The sequence below is a fragment of the Methylosinus sp. Ce-a6 genome (assembly GCF_009811655.1).
Lineage (GTDB): Bacteria > Pseudomonadota > Alphaproteobacteria > Rhizobiales > Beijerinckiaceae > Methylosinus.
Genome location: NZ_BGJX01000013.1, coordinates 51,787 through 70,415 on the forward strand (window position 1 = coordinate 51,787; position 18,629 = coordinate 70,415).

The following is an 18,629-nucleotide window of genomic DNA, read 5'->3' on the forward strand; positions in this document are numbered from 1 at the left end:
CGTAGCGCGCGCTTCGCGAGAGACGTCTACGTCGCTCGTCGAAAATTTGTGGTCACACAATTTGTCGATTCTCATTCGCGCACATCCTCTCGATGATCGACCACGTCGAATCCTTTCGAGAGGGATGGTTTCATGCAAAACGAACACGCCGCGATCAACCGCCGATTGTCCGATCCGGATTTTCAGGCGTCTCTTCTATCGAGGTCTATCGGACTCGCGCTCGGACTGTCGCTGCTGACAACGGCCTTTATCGCGCATGACGTGTATTTGTGGACGCATCCGCCGACCCCGAAATATTTCGTAATCGATGGACGGAAGACCCGAGAGGTGACGGCGCTCGACACGCCGATCGTCGATGACGCGCAGCTGCTCGACTGGTCGACGCGCGCCGCGCTCGCGCCCTACAACATCAATTACAATGATTATCCGCAGCAGCTTTCCGCTGCGAGTCGAAAATTCTCCAAGCGCGGCTGGAACAGTTTCGCCACCAGCGTGATGGACACCAAGAATTTCGACACGATGAAGCGGTCGATGCTGCTCTGCTATGCGCAGGCGCAGCGCGCCGCCGTCATCAGCGAAGTCGCCACGATCGCGGGCGCGCTCGCCTACCGCATCCAGGTTCCGATCGTTCAAACCTGCCAGAACAGCCAGCAGAACATCACGCAAAATCTCGTGATCAAAGCGCTCGTCACGAGAACGAACGAAGAGGATCGGCCGGACGGCTTGGAGATCGACGAGCTCGTGGCGGTTCGCCAATAGCAACGAGGGCAAAAAGATGCAGCACAAGCGAATATCATTTGGTGTGGCGCTCGTCCTATTGGCGAGCGCTTCGCCATGCCTGGCGCAACAATCGGGGAGCCTTCCTGGAACTGCCGATGGCGGAGGTGTGCAGGCGACGGGATCGGCCGATCGAGCCGCGAACATCATTCCCCTGACGCCCGGAATGATCCGGGATCTGGGCAAGCGCTTCGGCGACAACAAGCGCGCGCAGGAGCAGGCGACGACGGAGTTCGCGGCGCCGGCGAGCCGGCGCGTCAATGTGTCTTTCGCGCCGGGGCAGGCGGTCAATATCATCCAGACGGTCAAGGGCTACCCGACGGCGATCTCCTTCTTCGACCGCACTGGCGAGCCATGGCCGATCCAATGGGACACGAACAGCAATCCCGCGGCCGTAACCGACGGCGGAAATTGCAACACGGGGCAGAACGCCAGCGGTCCCGCGGTCGCCGCTACGGGCTTTTATGTCTGCACGCCGGCCAAAGGATCGAACGTCCTGGAGATCACGCCCATGTCGCTACAGCCGCGCGGCGGTCTCGTGGTGACGCTGCAGGGCGCTCCGAAGCCGATCAGCTTTCTGTTGATCGGCGGCGGCGGTCGCTACGACGCCGATATTTCGATCCAGGTGGCGGAGCGCGGGCCGAACGCGAAGGCGGGGACCGTGCGCGCGAGCGCGCCGGATACGGCGGCGCCGTTCCTCACCGCCATGCTCGACGGCGTTCCGCCGGCCGAGGCGACGCCAATGTCGGTTCGAGGCGTCTCTCCCGACGAGCTGCGCGCTTGGCGCCTCGGCGATCGCGTCTATCTGCGCACGCGTCTCACCTTGATCTCCCCGGAGTGGACGGCGTCCGAGGCCGCCGAAGGGGGCCTCACCGTCTACCAGCTTCCCGCGACGCCGGTCGTGCTGCTCTCCCATCAGGGCCGCACCGTTTCGGCCTCTTTGACGGAGGATTGAATGTCCGACCTGTTTTCCAAGATCCCGCTGCTGTCGCAGCTACGTGAGTTCAATCGAGGCGGGCGCGGCGGTCCAGCTCGGATCGTCACGATCGCCGTGGTCGGCGTGTCGATGACCGCGCTGCTCGTCGGCGTCTCTTCGATCTCACATCCGGCTCTCCCCGAGTCGTCGGTCGCCAAAATGCCGGAGGTCGATCCACTTCCGGGCGGCATGCACAGCAATCCAGCGCAGGACGCGCTGCTGAAGCGACATGCGCAGAGCCAAGCGGACAAAGCGCTGGCGTCGGGGGCGTCCTATACGCCGCCTTTGCCCGCGGCCGCGCCGCTGCGGCTCGTCGATCGGCGTCAGCCCGAGGAGATCGCCGCGTCGGAGCCCCCGCCCGAGCCGGCGGTGGTCCCGATTCCTGAACCAGCGCCGATCTACGTCCCTCCCGAGCGTCCACAGGAAGAGGCGCCGCGTGTGGAGCAGATCGCCGCCAGCGAGCCCGCGAACACCAACGCGAGCACTGGAGCGAACGACGAGCAATTCAAGCAGGCTGTGAGCGATCTGTTCAAGCAGTGGGAAGGACGACCACCGCGCACGGATCTGGTCTTGGCGCCGGCGACGGATGTTCGAGACGATCTCGCGCCGGGGCAGGGCGCTCGCGTCGAGCCGCGCGCCACGAGCGCGCGCTCGGCGCCGCCGGCGCAACAACAGCAACGCGCGGCGGAAAACGTCTTGGTCCCGGCGGGACGCGGCGTTTACGCCCATACGGTGCTCTCGGTCAATTCCGACACGGGAGGACCGATCGTCCTGCAGGCGGACACGGGACCGCTGGCGGGCGACCGAATGATCGGGACCTTCTCCAAGAACCAGGCCGTCGGCGCGCTGTTCGGCGACACCGAGCGGCTCATTGTCCGGATCAATTCGGTCGAGCACCACGGGCAAACGATAAACGTGCAAGGCCTGGTGATCGCGCCGGACAGCATGGAGACCGCCGTCGCGACCAGCGTCGATCAGCATTACATCGAGCGCTTCGCTCTGCCGACGGCGGCGGCCTTCGTCGCCGGTCTCGGGCAGGCCATCGCGCTGTCGAACTCGACGATCGGCTACACGCCGTTCGGAGGCATGATCCAGAGCTACGGCAAGCTCAATTTCCGAGAGCAGGCCGGCATCGCCGGCGGCGCGGCGGCGGCGCAGATCGGACAGACGCTGCAACAGCAAACGCCGAAGGGCGCGACTGTCTTCCTCGCCGCTAATGCGGGCGTCGGCGTCATCTTCTTGTCCAACGTCGTCGCGGCGCCGGAGACGGCGAGCGTCGATCCCGCGAGTCTCAACACGAAGTAGGAGAACACCGATGAGCGATGTCGCCACGCATTTGAATTTCGTCGACAGCGACGAAGCCCAAGGGCTCGCGCTGGGCCTGCCGGAACCGGACGCCGAGACGGCGCCTAGCAAGCCCGCGTCCGAGGAGGACAAGGGCTCTGACAAGAAAACGCTGGGCGCCTCGATCGCGACCAGCTTTGCGCGCATCCGCACGGAATTCCTCGGCTCCCGAGGAAAGCCTACCAACGCGGCGGCGAAGGAGGAGCCGCCTTTCTCGGGAACGCACGCGGACACGGACGCCGATCCGAACGCCCCGCGCGTCGCCGAGGCTGATCCGGCTCTGCGCGCCGCAGAAAAGAAGTCGCGGACGAATCTCTTCGATCCGTTCGACCGCTACAAGCTCGTGACGTCGGCGTCCCTCGCGGCTCTCGCCGTCGCCACGATCGCGGCGGTGGCTCTTTGGCCCAATGGCGGGGGCGTCGAGAGCGGAGCCACCGAGAAGGGCGCCGAGGCCGGGCTCATGGCGCCGGCGTCGAAGCTCGCTTCCGTCCCGCCGAATGAGCGCGGCGAGCCAATCTTGGAAATTCCCGCGGAGTCCCCTCCTCAGAGGATCAAAGAGGAGGTCAGGGCGTTCTGGACCGCCGAGGAAGTTCGCAAGGCGTCTACGGGACCGCTCACGGCGCCCGCGCCCGCCGCCGCGTCGCCGTCCGTCGTCTCGGAAATCGGCGTAAGGCCGCCGCCGACTGCGACTCCCGAAGGCCCGAAAGCCGCGCCTGTTGTCGCCGCCGTCGTCGCCGCAAAGGCGACCGCTGCGCCGCCGCCGGCGCTGCCCGTTTCGGTCGCCGCCCCGGTCGCCGCCCCTGTCGCTACCGCGGCGCCCGCCACGGCGAGCGAAGCTCCCGCGAAGGCGAGGGAGGAGGGGATCAAGCGCTTCGCATCATTGGCGCCGGACGCGCCCGTCAAGGCGGAAGAGAAGCAGCTGGAGATGGAAACGAGACTGTTCGGCATGATTACCGAGCTCTCGACACTGGTGCGCCGCACCAGGGAGGAGATCGCCACTCTGCAGGACAGCGACAAGAGAATGGCGCGCGCGATCGAGGCGAAGCTGAACGATTTCGAGCGCCGGCTGAACCTCGGCGAGGCGCAACGCTCGCTCGACGCGGCGAAGGCCACGCCGACGTCTCCGCCGGAACCGGCGAGCCCGCCGCCCGCGGCGCCCGCCGCGCGGCCGGCGACGGGGATGAAAGGCGTCGTCCCGGCGTCGCTGTCGACGAAGAACGAGCCCGACACTCCCACACCGCCCGCCCGATATCGCGTGCAGGCGGCCTCGCCTGGCCTCGCCATGTTGGCCGAGCTCGATCGCAGTGGCGACGAGATCGCCCCGTTGCAAATCGGGATCGGAGCGCATGTGCCGGGCTATGGGCGCGTCACCAAGATCAGCCAGCGCGGAACCGAATGGGTCGTGCAGACGGAGAAGGGGCCGATCCGCTGAGCGGGCCGGCTTCGAGGCATTCGGTAGAGGGGGCTGAACGTGCAAGGATTGGTCAATTTCGCGGGAGAGATCGGCAATGCGATTGCGACGCTGTTGCCGACCTTTTGCTATCTGACGGCGCTCGCGCTGTTCATGTCGGCTGGATGGGGATTTTGGACGCAGGCGCAGAGCCACAATCCCTATCGAGGCCGTCCCTGGGTTCCGTTCGTGGCGCTCGTCCTGTCGGGCGCCTTCGCCTCGTTTCCATCGATCCTGACGATGGCGAACAATACGGCCGGAACCAATCTGCAAGTATCGATCGGGGCTCTGACGAGCTACACGGCGCCGACCGTCAACGGAAATCTCCTGGGACAGACGCCTGGCGACGCGGTCGTCAATGTCGTGACGCTGTTTCAGGGGTTCTTTCAGGCGGTCGGCGCAATGTCCTGCTTCTTCGCGATGCTGACTTGGAATGCGGTGATCGCAGGCCGCAGCAATCGCAGTCCCGGCGGCTGCGGCGTGCAGTTCGTATTCGGGATCATGCTCATCAATGTCGTGACCGTCGCGACATGGCTGGTTTCCGTCTTTCGAACGTGAACCGTCGAGTGCGTCCGTCGATTTGAATTCGCGACGCAGACGCCTTTGATCCGAAACCGCAACAGCGCGGAGAAAACATCATGCAGATTTTCGAGAAGCTGAAACAGCTTCCAATCGTGATCACCTTGGTCGGTTGGGCGTTGTTCTATTCGTGGTTGTTTTCGATGGCGGGTCTCGGATTGTCGGTCACGACCGCCTTCGAACTCGCTGAGCGGCAAGCGCTGGCGGAGCGCTTCGCCATGACGATGAGCTTCTATCTCGTGCTGGCGACTCTCGTGAGCTGCGCTGTCTATCTGTTAATGTTCGCACGTTGGGCGCGGCACTTTCTCTCCCATGCGCGTAAATACCGGCTCGCCGACATCGCAATGGTTCCGGCTGTCGGCGTCGGCCTCGCCGGAATGAGCGCGCTTCTCCTCGGAGGTCCGCAATGAGGCGCTTCCTCCATCGCCTCGCGGCGCCAGGAACAACCATGTGCGAGAAAGTCGCGAAGGGTTTGTTTTGGGGGATCGCGATGAACCCCGGCGTGTGGCTGTTCGTGATCGCCCTTCTCTGCGCTCGGCAGCGATAGGCAAAAAAAAATATTTTCGGCGCGCGAACGCGTCGCTCGATATTCGCACAGCTTCGTCCGAATTTTTTTTTCGAGGGCGTGAGGCGCTCTCTCAATCGAAGGAGATGAACTTGCACACCATCGCCAATATCAAATCCCGCGTGTCGTCCCTGCTCGCTGGCGCGGCGCTCTCCGTTTCTCTCGGAGCGACGAGCGCCTTTGCTCAGGCGGCTGGCCAGACGCTCGGCTCGCAGGTGCAGAGCATTTCGAAGGAGTTCTCGACCGCCGGCGGCTTCGCGGGCTCGACCGCTATGTATGTCGCCGCTCTGGTGACGTTCGTGGCCGGCGTTTGGTTTCTTTGGCAGTCGCGTCAGCCGGAGAACCGCGAGAGCGGGAAAGTCGCCGCCGGTCTCACGGGTCTCGTGCTGACCGGCCTGTTCGTCGCCGGCGGCTCGTGGATTCAGAAGGCCTCCTACACGACCACTGGCGCGGGCGCGAAAGTGACCGACCAGGCCGGCGTCATCACCTTCCAGTGACGCTCAATGCTCTCCTGTCCCGCGCCGGCGTAACGCGGCGAGGGGCAGGGGAGAAAAAGGTCCTCGCCGGTCGTTCGGTCGTAGAACCGAAGGCCGGCGAGGACGCTTCGATCTCGAAAATCGGCGCGCCGCGATGCTCACTCTTTCACGATCGCCTATGGAACATCGCTCCGCGTCCTCGAAAGCGGGCCGTGTCGTCATGCGCGACATTTGCCCGCATTGTGGAAGCAGAATCGCGAGCTGGACCGAAGACTTTTCGGAGACGTGCGGCGCGTGCTGCGCGCTGTGCGGCCTCTCGCAAAACCTCGATCGACCCGAGATCGATCGCGAGGCGGTGCTGATCTGGTTGCCGGAGTTCACGCAAGGCGCCGTCAATGCGCTCGTGCGTCGCGTGCATTCCTCTTTCGCGAGACACGGGAAAGCCGTGTCGTGGCCTCTCGATCCCCTTCCCGCGAACAGTCCCGAGGATCTGCTCGCCGCGAGTTCGGCCTATGCCGCCCTCGTCGAGCGCAGTGTGATCGCGAAGCAGCGCCTCGGCACGTCGTCGCCGCGCGATCTCGCCGAAGCTCTGTCGTTCATTTTGCCGAGCTCCTACGCCCGTCGCCACGAGCTGCTCGGCGGCGCGCGCTTGCTATCGCTCGGACGCTTTTTTGTCGACGGCCGCGACATTTATCCGCGCTTGCTCGTCAAGGAGCGGCTCGCATCGATTTTGAGGAGTTAGAAAATGCTCCATTGGATTTCCCGCGGGCTCGCCGCAGTGTCGTTGATGGCCAAGCAGCCCCTCGCGAGCTTTTGCGAAATCGAAGCCTCGCATGGCGATGCGCTCGTCACCAAGCACGGCGATTATGTGAGCTTCCTCCGTCTCGGCGGCATGCGCCGCATGTCGACGCGGGCCGATATCGATCGCTTGGCCAACGCCATGCGCATCGACATCTCCGGGACGCTGGAGAACAGGGGACATGCGATCGTCGGATGGTACGCCTCCGATCCCGATCTCGCGGCGGTCGAGATCGAGCGCGTCAACATGTCCGCCTGCCGGGAGATCGCCAAGGAAATCGGGCTGGAGCTGGGCGATATTTTCGAGGAACGCAAAAAGCTCTGGACCGGCATGATGCGCTGGGAGGCCGCGTATTTCATCTTGTGGACGCGGGCGACAACGCTCACCAAGGAAGAGCGCAAGCAGATGAAGGAGGAGCAGGCGGCGCTCGCCAAGAAATCCCCGAACATCGGCGACGCCCAGAAATTCTATTTGCGCAGCGACGTCATGGCGGCGCGGCACACCGGCTTCGTCTCGCGCGTCGTGTCGTCCCTGAAAGGGCTCGACGTCGCCGCGACAGAAATCTCGGCGCATGATGCTCTGGTGGTCGCGCGGGAGGCCATGTATCGCGAGACGGTCGGTTCCGCCTGGCGTCCGACCCTGGTCGGAGACGCTTTTCGCCCGCGCTGGCCGGATGAGAAGGATGAGCGTCCGATCCTGGAAACGCTGATGTGGCCGGCGATCCGCGATCTCTTCTTCGACTCCGACGCCGTCGTCCATGACGGGCAAAGGGTGGAGATCGGCCTCTATGATTACGGCTGCGTCGATATGACGATGGGGCCGGAGGATCCGCGGCCGTTCGTCGAGCTGTCGTCGCGGCTCGGGCAGGATCGCGTCCCTTGGCGCGTCTCCTTCGTGATCGAGGGCGGCGGCAATTCGGACATGCTCCTGAAGAGCGCCGGCGCGCAGTTCTTGTGGATGTTTCCCGGCAACCGGGACATCACCCGCGCCTTCGAGCTTTTGAAGCGCGAGCGCGAAAACAACAACCATATCGCCGTGCGCCTACGAGCGTCCTTCGCCACCTGGGCGCCGTTCGGCGAAGTCGGCAAGCTTCGGTTGCGGCTCTCGACATTGAAGCAGCGCCTCGAGGCCTGGGGCAATTGCCGGGGCACGACCGTCATCGGCGATCCGCTCGATGGCGTCATGAGCAGCGTGCCGGGGCTGGCGCTGGCGTCCACGGCGCCTCCGTCGGTCGCGCTGATCGGGGACGTGCTGACGATGCTGCCCTGGGGACGCACGGCCTCCCCCTGGGACCGGGGCAGCGTCCTGTTCCGCCAGCCGAACGGCGCCATGTGGCCCTACGACCCCTCCGGCGGCTCGAAGCGTCCGCAGGTGCTCGACACATTCGTCGCGCCGCCCCGTTCGGGCAAATCCGTGCTCGCCAATACGATCAACCTCGGCCTCTGTCTCAGCTCCGTGGCGCTGGGGGCGGTCGGCGCGAAGCTGCCGCTGATCGGCAAGGTCGATATCGGCGATTCGGCGGAAGGCTTCGTGCTGCTCATTCAAGAAGCGCTCGGACCGCAGCGCCGGCACGAGGCGATCTACACGCGCATGCAATTCGCGCCGGGCTTCGAGTTCAACGTCTTCGATCTGCAGGTCGGCTGCGAATATCCGCTGCCGCTCGAAAAGGCATTCTTGCAGAATTTTCTGGCGCTGATCACGCTGCCCCCGGATCAGAGCACGCCCTTCGAGGGCATGAATCAGATGATCGGCATCGTCATCGACGAAGCCTATCGGCTCTGCACCGATGTTCCAGGCGCGTCCCCCAAGCGCTATCGGCGTGGCGTCGAGCCTCTCATCGACATTGCGATCAAACGGCACGGCGTCGATCTCCACCACGACGAGCCGCATTGGCGAGACGTGGTGAAGGGCTTGTGCGCCGTGGGAGATTATCGTCTCGCGGAAGTGGCGCAACGGCATGCGGTTCCGCTGTTGCAAGATCTGGTCGGAGCCGCGCGCACCGATCAGGTCAAGGACATGTTCGGCAAGCTCACCATCGCCATGACGGCGGAGCAGGCCTCGGACCTCTTCGAGCGCTATATCTACGACGTCATCCGCAAGTTTCCGACGTTGAACAGTCCGACGCGGCTTGATTTCGGGGCGGCGCGCATCATCGTCATGGATCTCGCCGAAGTCGCGCCGACCGGCTCCGCGGCGGCCAATCGGCAGACCGAGATGATGTATATGCTCGCCCGCCACATCATCGCGCGCAACTTCTTCCTCAAGCCCGACTATCTGCCATTCGTGCCGGAAGAGGCGCGCGGCTTCCACCAGCCGCGCTTCCAGGAAATCTACGAGTCGGTGAAGCGGCTCGACTATGACGAATGGCACCGCACGCAAGGCAGTCCGCAAGTGCGCGCCCAGGCCGAGCTCGATGTGCGCGAAGGACCCAAGCACAATGTTCAGCTCGGCTTCGCCAGCCAGCGCTTGAGCGACATGGGTGACGCGATCGTCAGCCAGTCGACGGGCCGCTTCGTGCTGCGGGCCGGCGACGACGCGGAAGCCGAAGAGATCGTGCAGCGCTTCAATCTCTCCGAAGCGAGCGCCGACATCGTCCGCCACCGCCTTCATGGACCCGGTCCCGCCGGCGCGCCGTTCTTGGTGGTGCTGCATGCGGACAACGCCAAATATGAGCAGATGCTCGTCAACACGCTCGGTCCGATCGAGCTGTGGGCGCTTTCGACGACGCCCGGCGACAGGGCGCTGCGCAATCGTCTCTATGACCGCATCGGGTTTCGCGAGGCGCTGCGGCGTCTCGCGAGAATATTCCCGGGCGGGTCGGCGGAAAAAGAGATCGAGGAGCGCAAGGCCAAGCGCATGCGACGGGGCGAGCTCGACGCGCGCGCAGAGACCGGCGTCGTCGACGAATTGGCGAATGAGCTGGCCGACGCGCGCGGGATCGGCGCCAAGCTTCGATATGGCGACAGCGGCTCGGAGTTCTCCGCAGCGGCGGCTCGATAGCGTCGCGCGATTTTTTCATGCGCGGAAAGATTTGAAACTCGCGCAGAGCAGGGGAATCGTTTCGGCCTGATTTCGTGATCGAGGAGCGTCGCCATGCCCAGCCTTCGCATCCAGCTTCGTCCCAATGGCGTCGTCATGTTCGGCTCAGGGACGCGCGACGTCGCTCGAATGGAGCATCGCGGCGCTCTCGATCACGATAACGCCGAAAGGGTCGCGCACGCCGAAGAGGCCGAGCTACGGCGTCTCATCAAAAGCCGGTTCAAGAGGCCGAGACCTCATCGTCATTCGCGCCGACGCTGAATAGCGTGATCGCGCAAAAACACGGAGCAGATCATATGAGCGCCAACCATCCATGTCGCGTTCTCGTCCTACTACTGGCGTCGAGCATTCTGGGCGGCTGCGCGCATGATGTTGCGACGACGGTCGACACCGCAGGCATGCCGAATGCGGAGATCGCCCTCCGGCGAAGCGTCGACCACGTCGATAGCGAGATGGGCGAACTCGGTCGAATGCGCCCGGCTCCGCGTCAGGGGCCGGCCGTCGTGCCCGCAGAACTCCAGAAGATCGTCGCCTTCGAATGGGAAGGACCGATCGAGGGAGCGGTCGAAAAGCTCGCTGGCGAGGTCGGATACGAGGTCGTCGTCGATTCCGCCTTCAACGTTCAAGCAGTGTCGATCGGCGTCAAATCCGGACCGCGCCGCATCTACGAGATTTTCCAGGCCATCGGCCGCGCCGCCGGCGACCGCGCGACCGTGCAGGTCGACGCGCAACATCATCGCATACAGGTGATTTATCATGTCTAAGCCCGCGCTCCATAAGTTCGTCTCGACATTCCTGGCCTCGACCCTTCTCGCGTCCTCGGCTTTCGCCGAAGGGATCAAGGTCTATCCCGTCCCTCCGGCCCCTTCGCCCGCGGAGATCGACGCGGCGGCGCATGTTCTCGGCAATCCGTTGAACAAGCCGATCACCGGAGCGGCGCAGGAGCCTGCGGTCGTCGGGGGCGAACGTCCACCGTCGCTCGAGGCGCTGCAGGCGGTGCGCGCCGGGCGGGGCGATCCAGGGCTCGGGCTGGAGCCGGGACGAGAGGACACGCTGTATCAGGCGGCTCTGAGCTTCGGGGCGCAAGGCGGCCTGGCGGCGCGATCTTTCGCGATCAACGACATGTTGCGTCGCTATGAGGCGACGCTCGACAAAAGCTATGATTTCAGCTCGGTGGTGCTGCCGCTCGGCGGCGGCCGGACCCTGTTGCGCCCGCCGGTCGTGACCCAGGGACAGCTCGCCTTCGCGCTCGGCGACAATGCGCAGGTCGCTCGGGAGACGGACTGCGTCTATCAGATCACGCGCGAAGCGCAGCTCGCCTCCGCCCCGCCGAATTGGCGCGCCTATCTCGTGCGCAATTGGAAAGCCCCGACGCGGCCGCATGACGCCGTGCTTCCGCGCACCGAGCAGGAAGCCGCCTATTGGAACAAATGGGTGGCCGAAGGATGGGCGCAGGGCGAGAAGCAGGCGGTGGAGATTTTTCTCTCCGACCTCGGTCGCCTGCAGCGCGACATCGTCGGCATGGCGCGGTTTCGCGTGCTGCTGCGCGCCGGATTGGTCGAGCACCCGAAGGTCGCCTTCCAGAACAGCATCGTGAATGGCGGCCGCGACGAGCTGCGCGCCGGCGATCGGATCGTCCGCATCACCGATCAGCCCGGCCTGCAGGCCGACGCGCGCCGCTGGGCGCCCAAGCGCCACGGACCCTGCCCGAAATGACGTCGGATTGATTTCCGTGAGCATTCGAAGGACGCAGGAGGACGTTGTGGTCGACGAAGCTTGGGATAGCGCTGGTCTTTCCTGGGTGGCGGACCCGCGAAAGAGCGCGCCGGTCTTGGATTCTCTGCTCACCTGGGCCTATCGCTCGGGAGCCTCGCGCATTTCGTTTCAGACGGGGCATTGTCCTTGGCTGAGGATCTACGGCCGCAATCGCAGGGTAGGCGACACGACGCTCGACGAGGCGGAGATCGCGCACATCGTCAATCATCTCTATGGCGCGGACGGCATGGCGCGGCTGCAGGGCGGCGGCGCGCTCGACACGACCTATGAGATCGCCGTGAGCCGCACCGAGCGGCTTCGTTACCGTCTCAATGTCACATCGACGCGCAGCAGCCGCCGGCTCGGCGTCAATATCGTGCTGCGTCCGATCCCCGGATTGCCGCCGTCCTTGGAAGAGCAGCTGGTCGAGCCGGGCATCATGGAGGCGTTCCGGCCCCGAAACGGCATGGTCATCGTGTCGGGCGGCACGGGCTCGGGAAAATCTACGTTGATCGCCGGCATGACCATCGCGAAGCTCCTCGACCCGAATGGCCACTACGACATCGTGGAAGGCGCCGCTCCGGTCGAGTTTCTGCTCGATCGCGTCAAGAGCCCCAGCTCGACGATCAATCAGAGCGAGATCCCGCGCGACCTGCCGAATTTCGAAGAGTTCATTCGGGGCTGCATGCGGCGCGAGCCGACCGACATCATCGTCGGCGAGTGTCGCGAGACCGCGACGATGAGCGCCGCCATTCAGGCGGCGATCTCCGGGCACACGCTGACGACGACGATCCACGCCAATGACGTCGCGCTGACGATGCAGCGCATCGCGAGCCTCTGCCCCTTGGCCGAGCGCGAGAATTTGATCAGCGCCGTCGCGCAGTCGCTGCGGCTCGTCGTCAATCAGAGGCTGACGCCGTCCCTGGACGGCAAACGCACGGCGCTGCGCGAGTTCCTGGCCTTCGATCGAAAGCTGCGCAACCGCTTTTTGGAGACGGACCCGACGCAATGGCCGGGCCTGACGCGCCGCGCCATCGAGGAGCAGGGACAGTCTTTCGCGCAGGCGATCGACAAGGCCTTGCGGGATGGCCGCATCAGCCAGGAGACGGCGGCGCACGAATTGAGGGAGGAAGGCTGATGTGGCGCAACACCGCTCTGCCGACGCGGATCTTGTTTCTGGATGGGCGCGCCTGCCTGCCCCTGCTGGTCTTCGTCGTCTATTGGAGCTGGCTCACTTTCTACATTGCGATCGGCGGCATGACCTTTTTCATCGTCGTCAGCTGGGCGGGCCTCACCGTGTCCTCGGTCTTGCGGCTCCTGCGGCGCATGCTGATCGGGCCGGTGCGAACCGCTGTTCCGACCTGGAAGCGCAGGAGGGCGGCATGATCCTGGATATAGCGGATGTCGAGGCTGTGCTCGAGAATCTTCTGCGGAAAGGCGCACGGCCGGTGCTGTTCGAGGGCGTGACCATACCTTTCGACGTCGCCGCCGCGGCGGATGGATTGCTGCCCCTGTTCCTGCTGACGGGGGAAGCCTTGTGGCGGGAGGTCAAGGGCGAGGGTTTCGGACTGACGACGCAGCCCGACGAAGGCGCTCTCCTCGGCTATCGCCTCGCCATGATCGACGCCGGCTCATTCACAATGGCGATGCTGGCGACGATGGAGGCGATCTCGCAGGCCTGTGGGCCGAACGGGATCGTGGTGGAGAAGCTCGGCGATGTCTGGTCGGCGTCGAACGAACGCGTCGAGGCCGACCAGCGAGGGAAGGAACAGCGCCAATGAGACGGATTTTCATGACTCTCGCCTTCTCGCTCGCCGCCGCCGCGGCGCCCGCGCGGGCGGCCGACGATCTGGCGAAAGGGAATTACGTCAAGGCGTGCATCGACGCGGCCGCGCACGCCCATTCGATCCCTCCCGAGGTTCTGCTGATCCTTCTCAACGTCGAGAACGGGCGGCTCGGAGCCGTCAGTCAGAACACGAACGACACCGTCGACATCGGGCCGATGCAGGTGAACCAGATCTGGGTGCCCAAGCTCGCCGAACATTGGCGTGCGTCGCGAGAGGCGACCTATCGCGCTCTCCGCGACGAATTCTGCGCCAACGTCGAAGGCGGCGCCTGGATTCTGCGACGGGCGCTCGACGAGGCGGATGGCGATCTCTGGGAGGGGATCGGGCTCTATCATTCACACAATGAAAGGCACAAGGCCACCTACCGCCGCCTGGTCCTGGCGCAAGGCCGGCGTCTGCAACGCGAGGCCGTCGCAGAGACGGGCTCGACAGAGAGAGGCGCGGCCGTCACCCGAGGAGCGAGGTGATGTCCGTGTCGCACGCGTCACAGGGCAATGTGAGCGACGGCGCCGCGTTCTTGATGAGCGTCGCCGTTTTCGTCGTCGGGGTGGGCTTCGGCGGCTGGTATCTCTGGGAGGAGCAGCACGCCGCGATCAGCGCGATCGTCATGCAAGGCCTGCACGGCCAGATGAGAGTCATCCATCTTTTCACGGATCGCTACGACGTCGCCGACGCCCAGCTTCTCGCGACCAATCCCGCGACGGTGAAGTTTCCGCAGCTGCTTCGGCTCGCCCGCGAGATCGGGCGCTTCTTTCTCCTCCCCTCGATGGGCCTCGTTCTGGCGCTCGCCGCGGTGTGCGCGAGCCGCGCAGGGGCGAAGCGCTTCTCTCGGCCGCTCGATCTCGAAGCTTTGATGCGCGAGCAGCTTCGATCCTTTCGGACGCCCGCCGCCTTCGTGCGCAGACATTTGGGGCTCGTCGACATCGACCCGGGAAAGCCGCGTCCCGCAGATCGCGCTTTGACCCGCGCCGAATGGATCGAGCGCTGGGCGACGGACGACAAGGGCGCTTTCAATGAGGCAGGGGCGCGGGCGGAGCTGACCCGCCAACTCGGCTCGGCCATGCGCGACTCGGCAGAGGCGCCGCCGCATATTCGCTGCCTATGGGCGGCCTTCGCCCTGCACCGGGCGCGGCGCCACGATGAAGGGCGGCGCTTTCTGGGCGATCTCTCCTTTGCGCTGGGGGTGACGGGCAAGGAAGGCCGGACCGGCCCCGATCGCGCCCTCGCATTCCCCGTCGCCCTGGTGGAGCGAGCCGATCATTGGCTGGACGACCGAGATTTACGCTTTCCTTTGGCGGAAACGATATCGGCGCATGGCTTCACCACCACGGCGACGATGAGCGCCCTCCTCGCCGCGCGCAGGGAAGGCGGCGTTCTCCCGCCTGCGGACTTCGGATTCTTGAAGCTCGTCGATCGGCGGCTCTGGTACGCGCTGCACTCCCTGGGCTTTCCGGCCGATATGTTCGACCCGCTCCTTCACCCGACGCCGCTCGTCGAAGCGATCGGCGCGCGCGACCATTGGGCCGCGGAACGGATCGCTGGCGCGCCATTGCGCGTCGCCTCGATCGATAATGCGCTCGCGGCCATCCAGAAGCTCTGACCCACCTTCTCATTCGCGCAAAGCGCCTCGACCATGCGTTTTTAGGAAGAACCGAGGAGATCATGATGGACGAGGCGATTTCCACTGACAAGAAAAGGATCGTTTTCGAAACGCCGCACATTCACATCGACGTGCATGTGCATCTGGACGGGCCGGTAGGCGTCCCGGCTTCCGCGGACCGGCGAGCGCCGATCGCCGCCCCGACCGGCGGAACGAGACGTTCTCTGCTCACGACGCTCGTCGTCGCATTCGGCGTGTCGGCGGTCGCCTTTTTGGGCTTCCGGGCGGGGAGCGTCTCCTCCGAGCAAAAGCCGCTCGGCGCGAGCCGAGTGGCCGCGTCGCCGGACGCCGGGTCGTCGGCCGCGCCATTGCCGGACGCACTCGCTCGCGACCTGCAGCGGCCCCCGCAGATCACGCCCGCTCCAGGGACGCCGGCGGACGCGGGCCGATCCGGTCCGGCGACCTTCGGGCTGCAGCAATGACGCCAAGGTTGGCGACACGGAGGGCGGCATGATCCCGCGGGAGATTTCCGGGCCGCAGGAGCGTTTCGAGCGATCCGGCGCGCAAGCGCTGCGCGATTTGCGGCCGATGTCGACGCGCGTCTGGGGCTCGCTGATGAGCGAGTTTTCCGGCGCCATGCTCAGCGTCGGCGCCGGGCTCATGCTGCTGGAGCCAGCTTGGGTCGATCTGATCGTCCCCGCGGCGATCGGATATGCGGCCCTCGTCCTGACGCGGCGCGTCGAGCTGCCGATGCGGCTTCCCAAGAGCGCCGGCGTCGCCGACTGGAACTATCCCGACCCCAAGAACCGCGCGCCGCGCATGGCGGCCGGAATCATTTATCTCGGTCGCGACGTCGCCGGCCGGGAATTATGGATCACCGCCGAGGACGGCCGCCAACATGCGACCATTCCGGGGACGACCGGCGCCGGCAAGACCACCGCCATTTTGGGCTTCGTCTCCAATGCGCTGACTCATGCGAGCGGCTTCGTTCTCGTCGACGGCAAGGCCGACCACACATTGTTCGGCGAGGTGATGGCGCTCGCCCGCCGGTTCGGCCGCGAGGACGATGTGCTGCATCTCAATCTTCTGGTCGCCAGCGGCAGCAAAGAGAGCAACAGCTTCAATCCCTTCGCGACGGGCAACGCCGACGCCATTCGCGAAATGGTGGTAAGCCAGCTCGGCGAGCAGGCCGCTAATGACTCGAACGGCGTGTTCCGTAGCCGCGCCGTCGCCTTGATCGGAGCGGTGATCCCGGTTCTGACATGGATCAGAGATCACGCCGGCATTCCGATCGACATAGAAAAGATTCGCGACGCGCTGGAGCTCCGTGTGATCTGGAAGCTCGCCGTCAAAGGCCACTATGAATTGCGCGATCCTGCGACCGGGAAGATAAGGGACATTCCGCTCGATCTGCCGCAGGATGTCGTCTATCCGCTGCTCGCCTATCTCGGCGAGCTTCCGGGCTATGACACGGACCTCGACTACAACAAGCAGAAGTCGGACGATCCGTCCAAGCAGCATGGCTATGCGCGGTTCTACTTCACCGAGATGTTCACGCAGCTCGGCGTGTCGCTCGGACATATATTCAAGGTCGAGCAGGGCGACATCGACATGCGCGACGTGGTCTTGAACCGCCGCATTCTCGTCGTGTCTCTGCCGGCGCTGGAGAACTCCTCCGACACGTTAGCGGGGCTCGGCAAGATCGTAGTGACGTCGCTGCGCGGCATGATGGCGCAAATGCTCGGCATGCCGAAAGAAATGCTCGGCATGGAGGCTCCCTATCATATCGTGCTGGACGAGCTCGCCTATTATGCGACCAGCGATCTCGACCGGATGATGGCGCAGGGCCGCAGCTTGAATATCGCCTTCTGGCTCGGCTTTCAGGAGGTTTCCGGTATATTCGCGCGGCTCGGCGAGAAGACCTACACGCTGCTCGGCAACGCCAATCTCACCGCGGCCATGCGCCAGCAGGACGCAAACCGCACGCGTGAGTGGATCGAGGAGACCTCGGGCAAGACCGATGTGGCGCAGGCGACGAGCTTTCGCGGCGGCGACATCGGCGTTTATCACGACACCCGCCAGGCCGATGTGCGCCAGGTGTCGCGGGTGAACTGGCGCGACCTGCAGAGCCTCATCGAAGGCGAGGCGATCATGCTGTTCGGCGGCCGCCGCATCTACGCCAAGGTCTTTCATGCGAAGGTCGACAAGTCCGGGCCGAAGCCGCTCGTCAGGCGCCTGTCTCTCGCTCCGCCCGCCCGCGCCGAGCTGGAGGCGAAGCTCGACGAGGTTCGCGAGATCGCGGCCAATATCGAGAATGGGATGGTCGCCGCCGGCGGCCGCGAGCCCATGGAGCCGACGCTGAGGGCGATATACGAAGCCTTTCGCGACGCCAAGGCGAAGGGAGGCGATCGGGACGCCTGCGTGGACGCGGCGATCCGCGCCGCGGGCGAAGTTCCGTTCGTGCCGGGCGAGGAGAGGCAGGGCGCGGCGGCTCGCCTCCTGGTCATGCTCAAATCGGCGCTGCACGGAACGGGCGGCGAGGCCCCTAGCGGCGCTCGGCAGGGTGAACCCTTCGACAAGGCGCTCTTCGAGAAGATCGTCGAGATCGAGGCGGCGATCGGCGAGGATGGAGAGGCGGCCAGAGAGAGGGCGTCGATTCTTCTCGGCAAGATCGAGGCGGCGGTAAAGGAGACCGAGGGGACGTTGCCCAGCCGGGAAAATCGGGAGAAGCTGCGCGCCGATTTGGCGGCGATCACGTCGATGATCGCGCCAAACGCCGAGGCGGCGCAACAGCCGACGCCCCGGCGGCGAGTGGAGGCTTCCCCATAATGTCGCCGATGCGGCTTATCGACATCGAGCATGTCGCGCCTCTGGCGCTGCTCGGCGTCATCCTTCTGGGGATTGTTGCGCTCATCGGCTCGCGTCGGCCCGCCTATCGGCGCGGGCGATTTCTGACGCCAAATGAGAAGCGTTTCCTCGCCGTCTTGGACGAGGCGGTCGGGCAAGGTTATCGCGTTTTCGCACAGGTCCGGCTCGCGGAGCTCGTCGACGTCGATCTGAGCGCAACCAGCGCGAAGCGACGCGCCGCGATGAACAAGGTGTTCGGCAAGAGCATCGATTTCGTCATCTGCGATTCCGCCAGCCTGGAGCCCGTTGCGGCCATCGAGCTGGACGACAGGACGCATGATCTTCGGCACCGCCGGGAACGCGACATATTCGTCGACGCCGTGTTCGGCGAGATCGGCATTCCGCTGCTGAGGGCGAGGGCGCGACGCGCCTATTCCGTAGCGGCGCTCCAGACATTGCTGCGCGAGGCCGGCGTCGTGAGATCGGCTCGGCCCGAACGTCGAGAGATCGAACGAAGATGAGAATTGTTCTCGGCGTCATCGGCTATTTCGAGCAAAGTAATATTTGGATCGCGA

General features: G+C 65.0%; 19 protein-coding genes. All 19 read left to right on the forward strand.

The window, feature by feature from the left end; genetic code table 11:
- Positions 1–132 precede the first annotated feature (132 nt).
- The 19 genes from Mspo_RS10385 (at position 133) to Mspo_RS10475 (ending at position 18,575) form a co-directional block, all read left to right on the forward strand.
- Complete coding sequence (locus tag Mspo_RS10385) at positions 133–759, forward strand: DotI/IcmL/TraM family protein (RefSeq protein ID WP_159729439.1); 627 nt, start codon at positions 133–135, stop codon at positions 757–759.
- Positions 760–775: 16 nt separating this feature from the next.
- Positions 776–1,732: a DotH/IcmK family type IV secretion protein gene (locus tag Mspo_RS10390; protein ID WP_159729441.1), complete on the forward strand. Its 957-nt coding sequence runs from the start codon at positions 776–778 to the stop codon at positions 1,730–1,732.
- The gene (locus tag Mspo_RS10395; RefSeq protein ID WP_159729443.1) at positions 1,733–3,058 is read left to right on the forward strand and encodes a DotG/IcmE/VirB10 family protein; all 1,326 of its coding nucleotides are present in this window, start codon (positions 1,733–1,735) and stop codon (positions 3,056–3,058) included.
- 10 nt (positions 3,059–3,068) lie between these two features.
- Complete coding sequence (locus tag Mspo_RS10400; protein WP_159729445.1) at positions 3,069–4,529, forward strand: hypothetical protein; 1,461 nt, start codon at positions 3,069–3,071, stop codon at positions 4,527–4,529.
- Positions 4,530–4,568: 39 nt separating this feature from the next.
- Complete coding sequence (locus Mspo_RS10405) at positions 4,569–5,105, forward strand: hypothetical protein (RefSeq protein WP_159729447.1); 537 nt, start codon at positions 4,569–4,571, stop codon at positions 5,103–5,105.
- A gap of 80 nt (positions 5,106–5,185) precedes the next feature.
- Entirely contained in the window at positions 5,186–5,536 is a 351-nt protein-coding gene (locus Mspo_RS10410; RefSeq protein WP_159729449.1) for a hypothetical protein, read from the forward strand.
- A gap of 241 nt (positions 5,537–5,777) precedes the next feature.
- Positions 5,778–6,188: a hypothetical protein gene (locus tag Mspo_RS10415; protein ID WP_142864704.1), complete on the forward strand. Its 411-nt coding sequence runs from the start codon at positions 5,778–5,780 to the stop codon at positions 6,186–6,188.
- Positions 6,189–6,387: 199 nt separating this feature from the next.
- Positions 6,388–6,909: a hypothetical protein gene (locus tag Mspo_RS10420; protein ID WP_159729451.1), complete on the forward strand. Its 522-nt coding sequence runs from the start codon at positions 6,388–6,390 to the stop codon at positions 6,907–6,909.
- Positions 6,910–6,912: 3 nt separating this feature from the next.
- Positions 6,913–9,966: an ATP-binding protein gene (locus tag Mspo_RS10425; protein ID WP_159729453.1), complete on the forward strand. Its 3,054-nt coding sequence runs from the start codon at positions 6,913–6,915 to the stop codon at positions 9,964–9,966.
- 335 nt (positions 9,967–10,301) lie between these two features.
- Positions 10,302–10,769: a DotD/TraH family lipoprotein gene (locus Mspo_RS10430; RefSeq protein ID WP_159729455.1), complete on the forward strand. Its 468-nt coding sequence runs from the start codon at positions 10,302–10,304 to the stop codon at positions 10,767–10,769.
- On the forward strand, positions 10,762–11,721 hold the full coding sequence (locus Mspo_RS10435; protein ID WP_159729457.1) for a type IV secretion system DotC family protein: 960 nt from the start codon (positions 10,762–10,764) through the stop codon (positions 11,719–11,721). Before Mspo_RS10430 ends, Mspo_RS10435 begins: the two co-directional genes overlap by 8 nt.
- A gap of 115 nt (positions 11,722–11,836) precedes the next feature.
- Positions 11,837–12,898 (forward strand): type IV pilus twitching motility protein PilT, encoded by a 1,062-nt coding sequence (locus Mspo_RS10440; protein WP_244613317.1) that lies wholly within the window; start codon positions 11,837–11,839, stop codon positions 12,896–12,898.
- Positions 12,898–13,146: an IcmT/TraK family protein gene (gene icmT, locus Mspo_RS10445; protein ID WP_159729461.1), complete on the forward strand. Its 249-nt coding sequence runs from the start codon at positions 12,898–12,900 to the stop codon at positions 13,144–13,146. Before Mspo_RS10440 ends, icmT begins: the two co-directional genes overlap by 1 nt.
- The gene (locus Mspo_RS10450) at positions 13,143–13,541 is read left to right on the forward strand and encodes a hypothetical protein (RefSeq protein ID WP_159729463.1); all 399 of its coding nucleotides are present in this window, start codon (positions 13,143–13,145) and stop codon (positions 13,539–13,541) included. The genes icmT and Mspo_RS10450 overlap by 4 nt, the downstream gene beginning before the upstream one ends.
- Entirely contained in the window at positions 13,538–14,074 is a 537-nt protein-coding gene (locus Mspo_RS10455) for a lytic transglycosylase domain-containing protein (protein ID WP_159729465.1), read from the forward strand. Before Mspo_RS10450 ends, Mspo_RS10455 begins: the two co-directional genes overlap by 4 nt.
- On the forward strand, positions 14,074–15,207 hold the full coding sequence (locus Mspo_RS10460) for a hypothetical protein (RefSeq protein ID WP_159729467.1): 1,134 nt from the start codon (positions 14,074–14,076) through the stop codon (positions 15,205–15,207). Before Mspo_RS10455 ends, Mspo_RS10460 begins: the two co-directional genes overlap by 1 nt.
- Positions 15,208–15,272: 65 nt before the next feature.
- Positions 15,273–15,689: a hypothetical protein gene (locus tag Mspo_RS10465; protein WP_159729469.1), complete on the forward strand. Its 417-nt coding sequence runs from the start codon at positions 15,273–15,275 to the stop codon at positions 15,687–15,689.
- Between the two features lie 28 nt (positions 15,690–15,717).
- Entirely contained in the window at positions 15,718–18,036 is a 2,319-nt protein-coding gene (locus Mspo_RS10470; protein WP_159729471.1) for a type IV secretory system conjugative DNA transfer family protein, read from the forward strand.
- Positions 18,036–18,575 (forward strand): DUF2726 domain-containing protein, encoded by a 540-nt coding sequence (locus Mspo_RS10475; RefSeq protein WP_159729473.1) that lies wholly within the window; start codon positions 18,036–18,038, stop codon positions 18,573–18,575. Before Mspo_RS10470 ends, Mspo_RS10475 begins: the two co-directional genes overlap by 1 nt.
- The last annotated feature ends 54 nt before the right edge of the window (positions 18,576–18,629 follow it).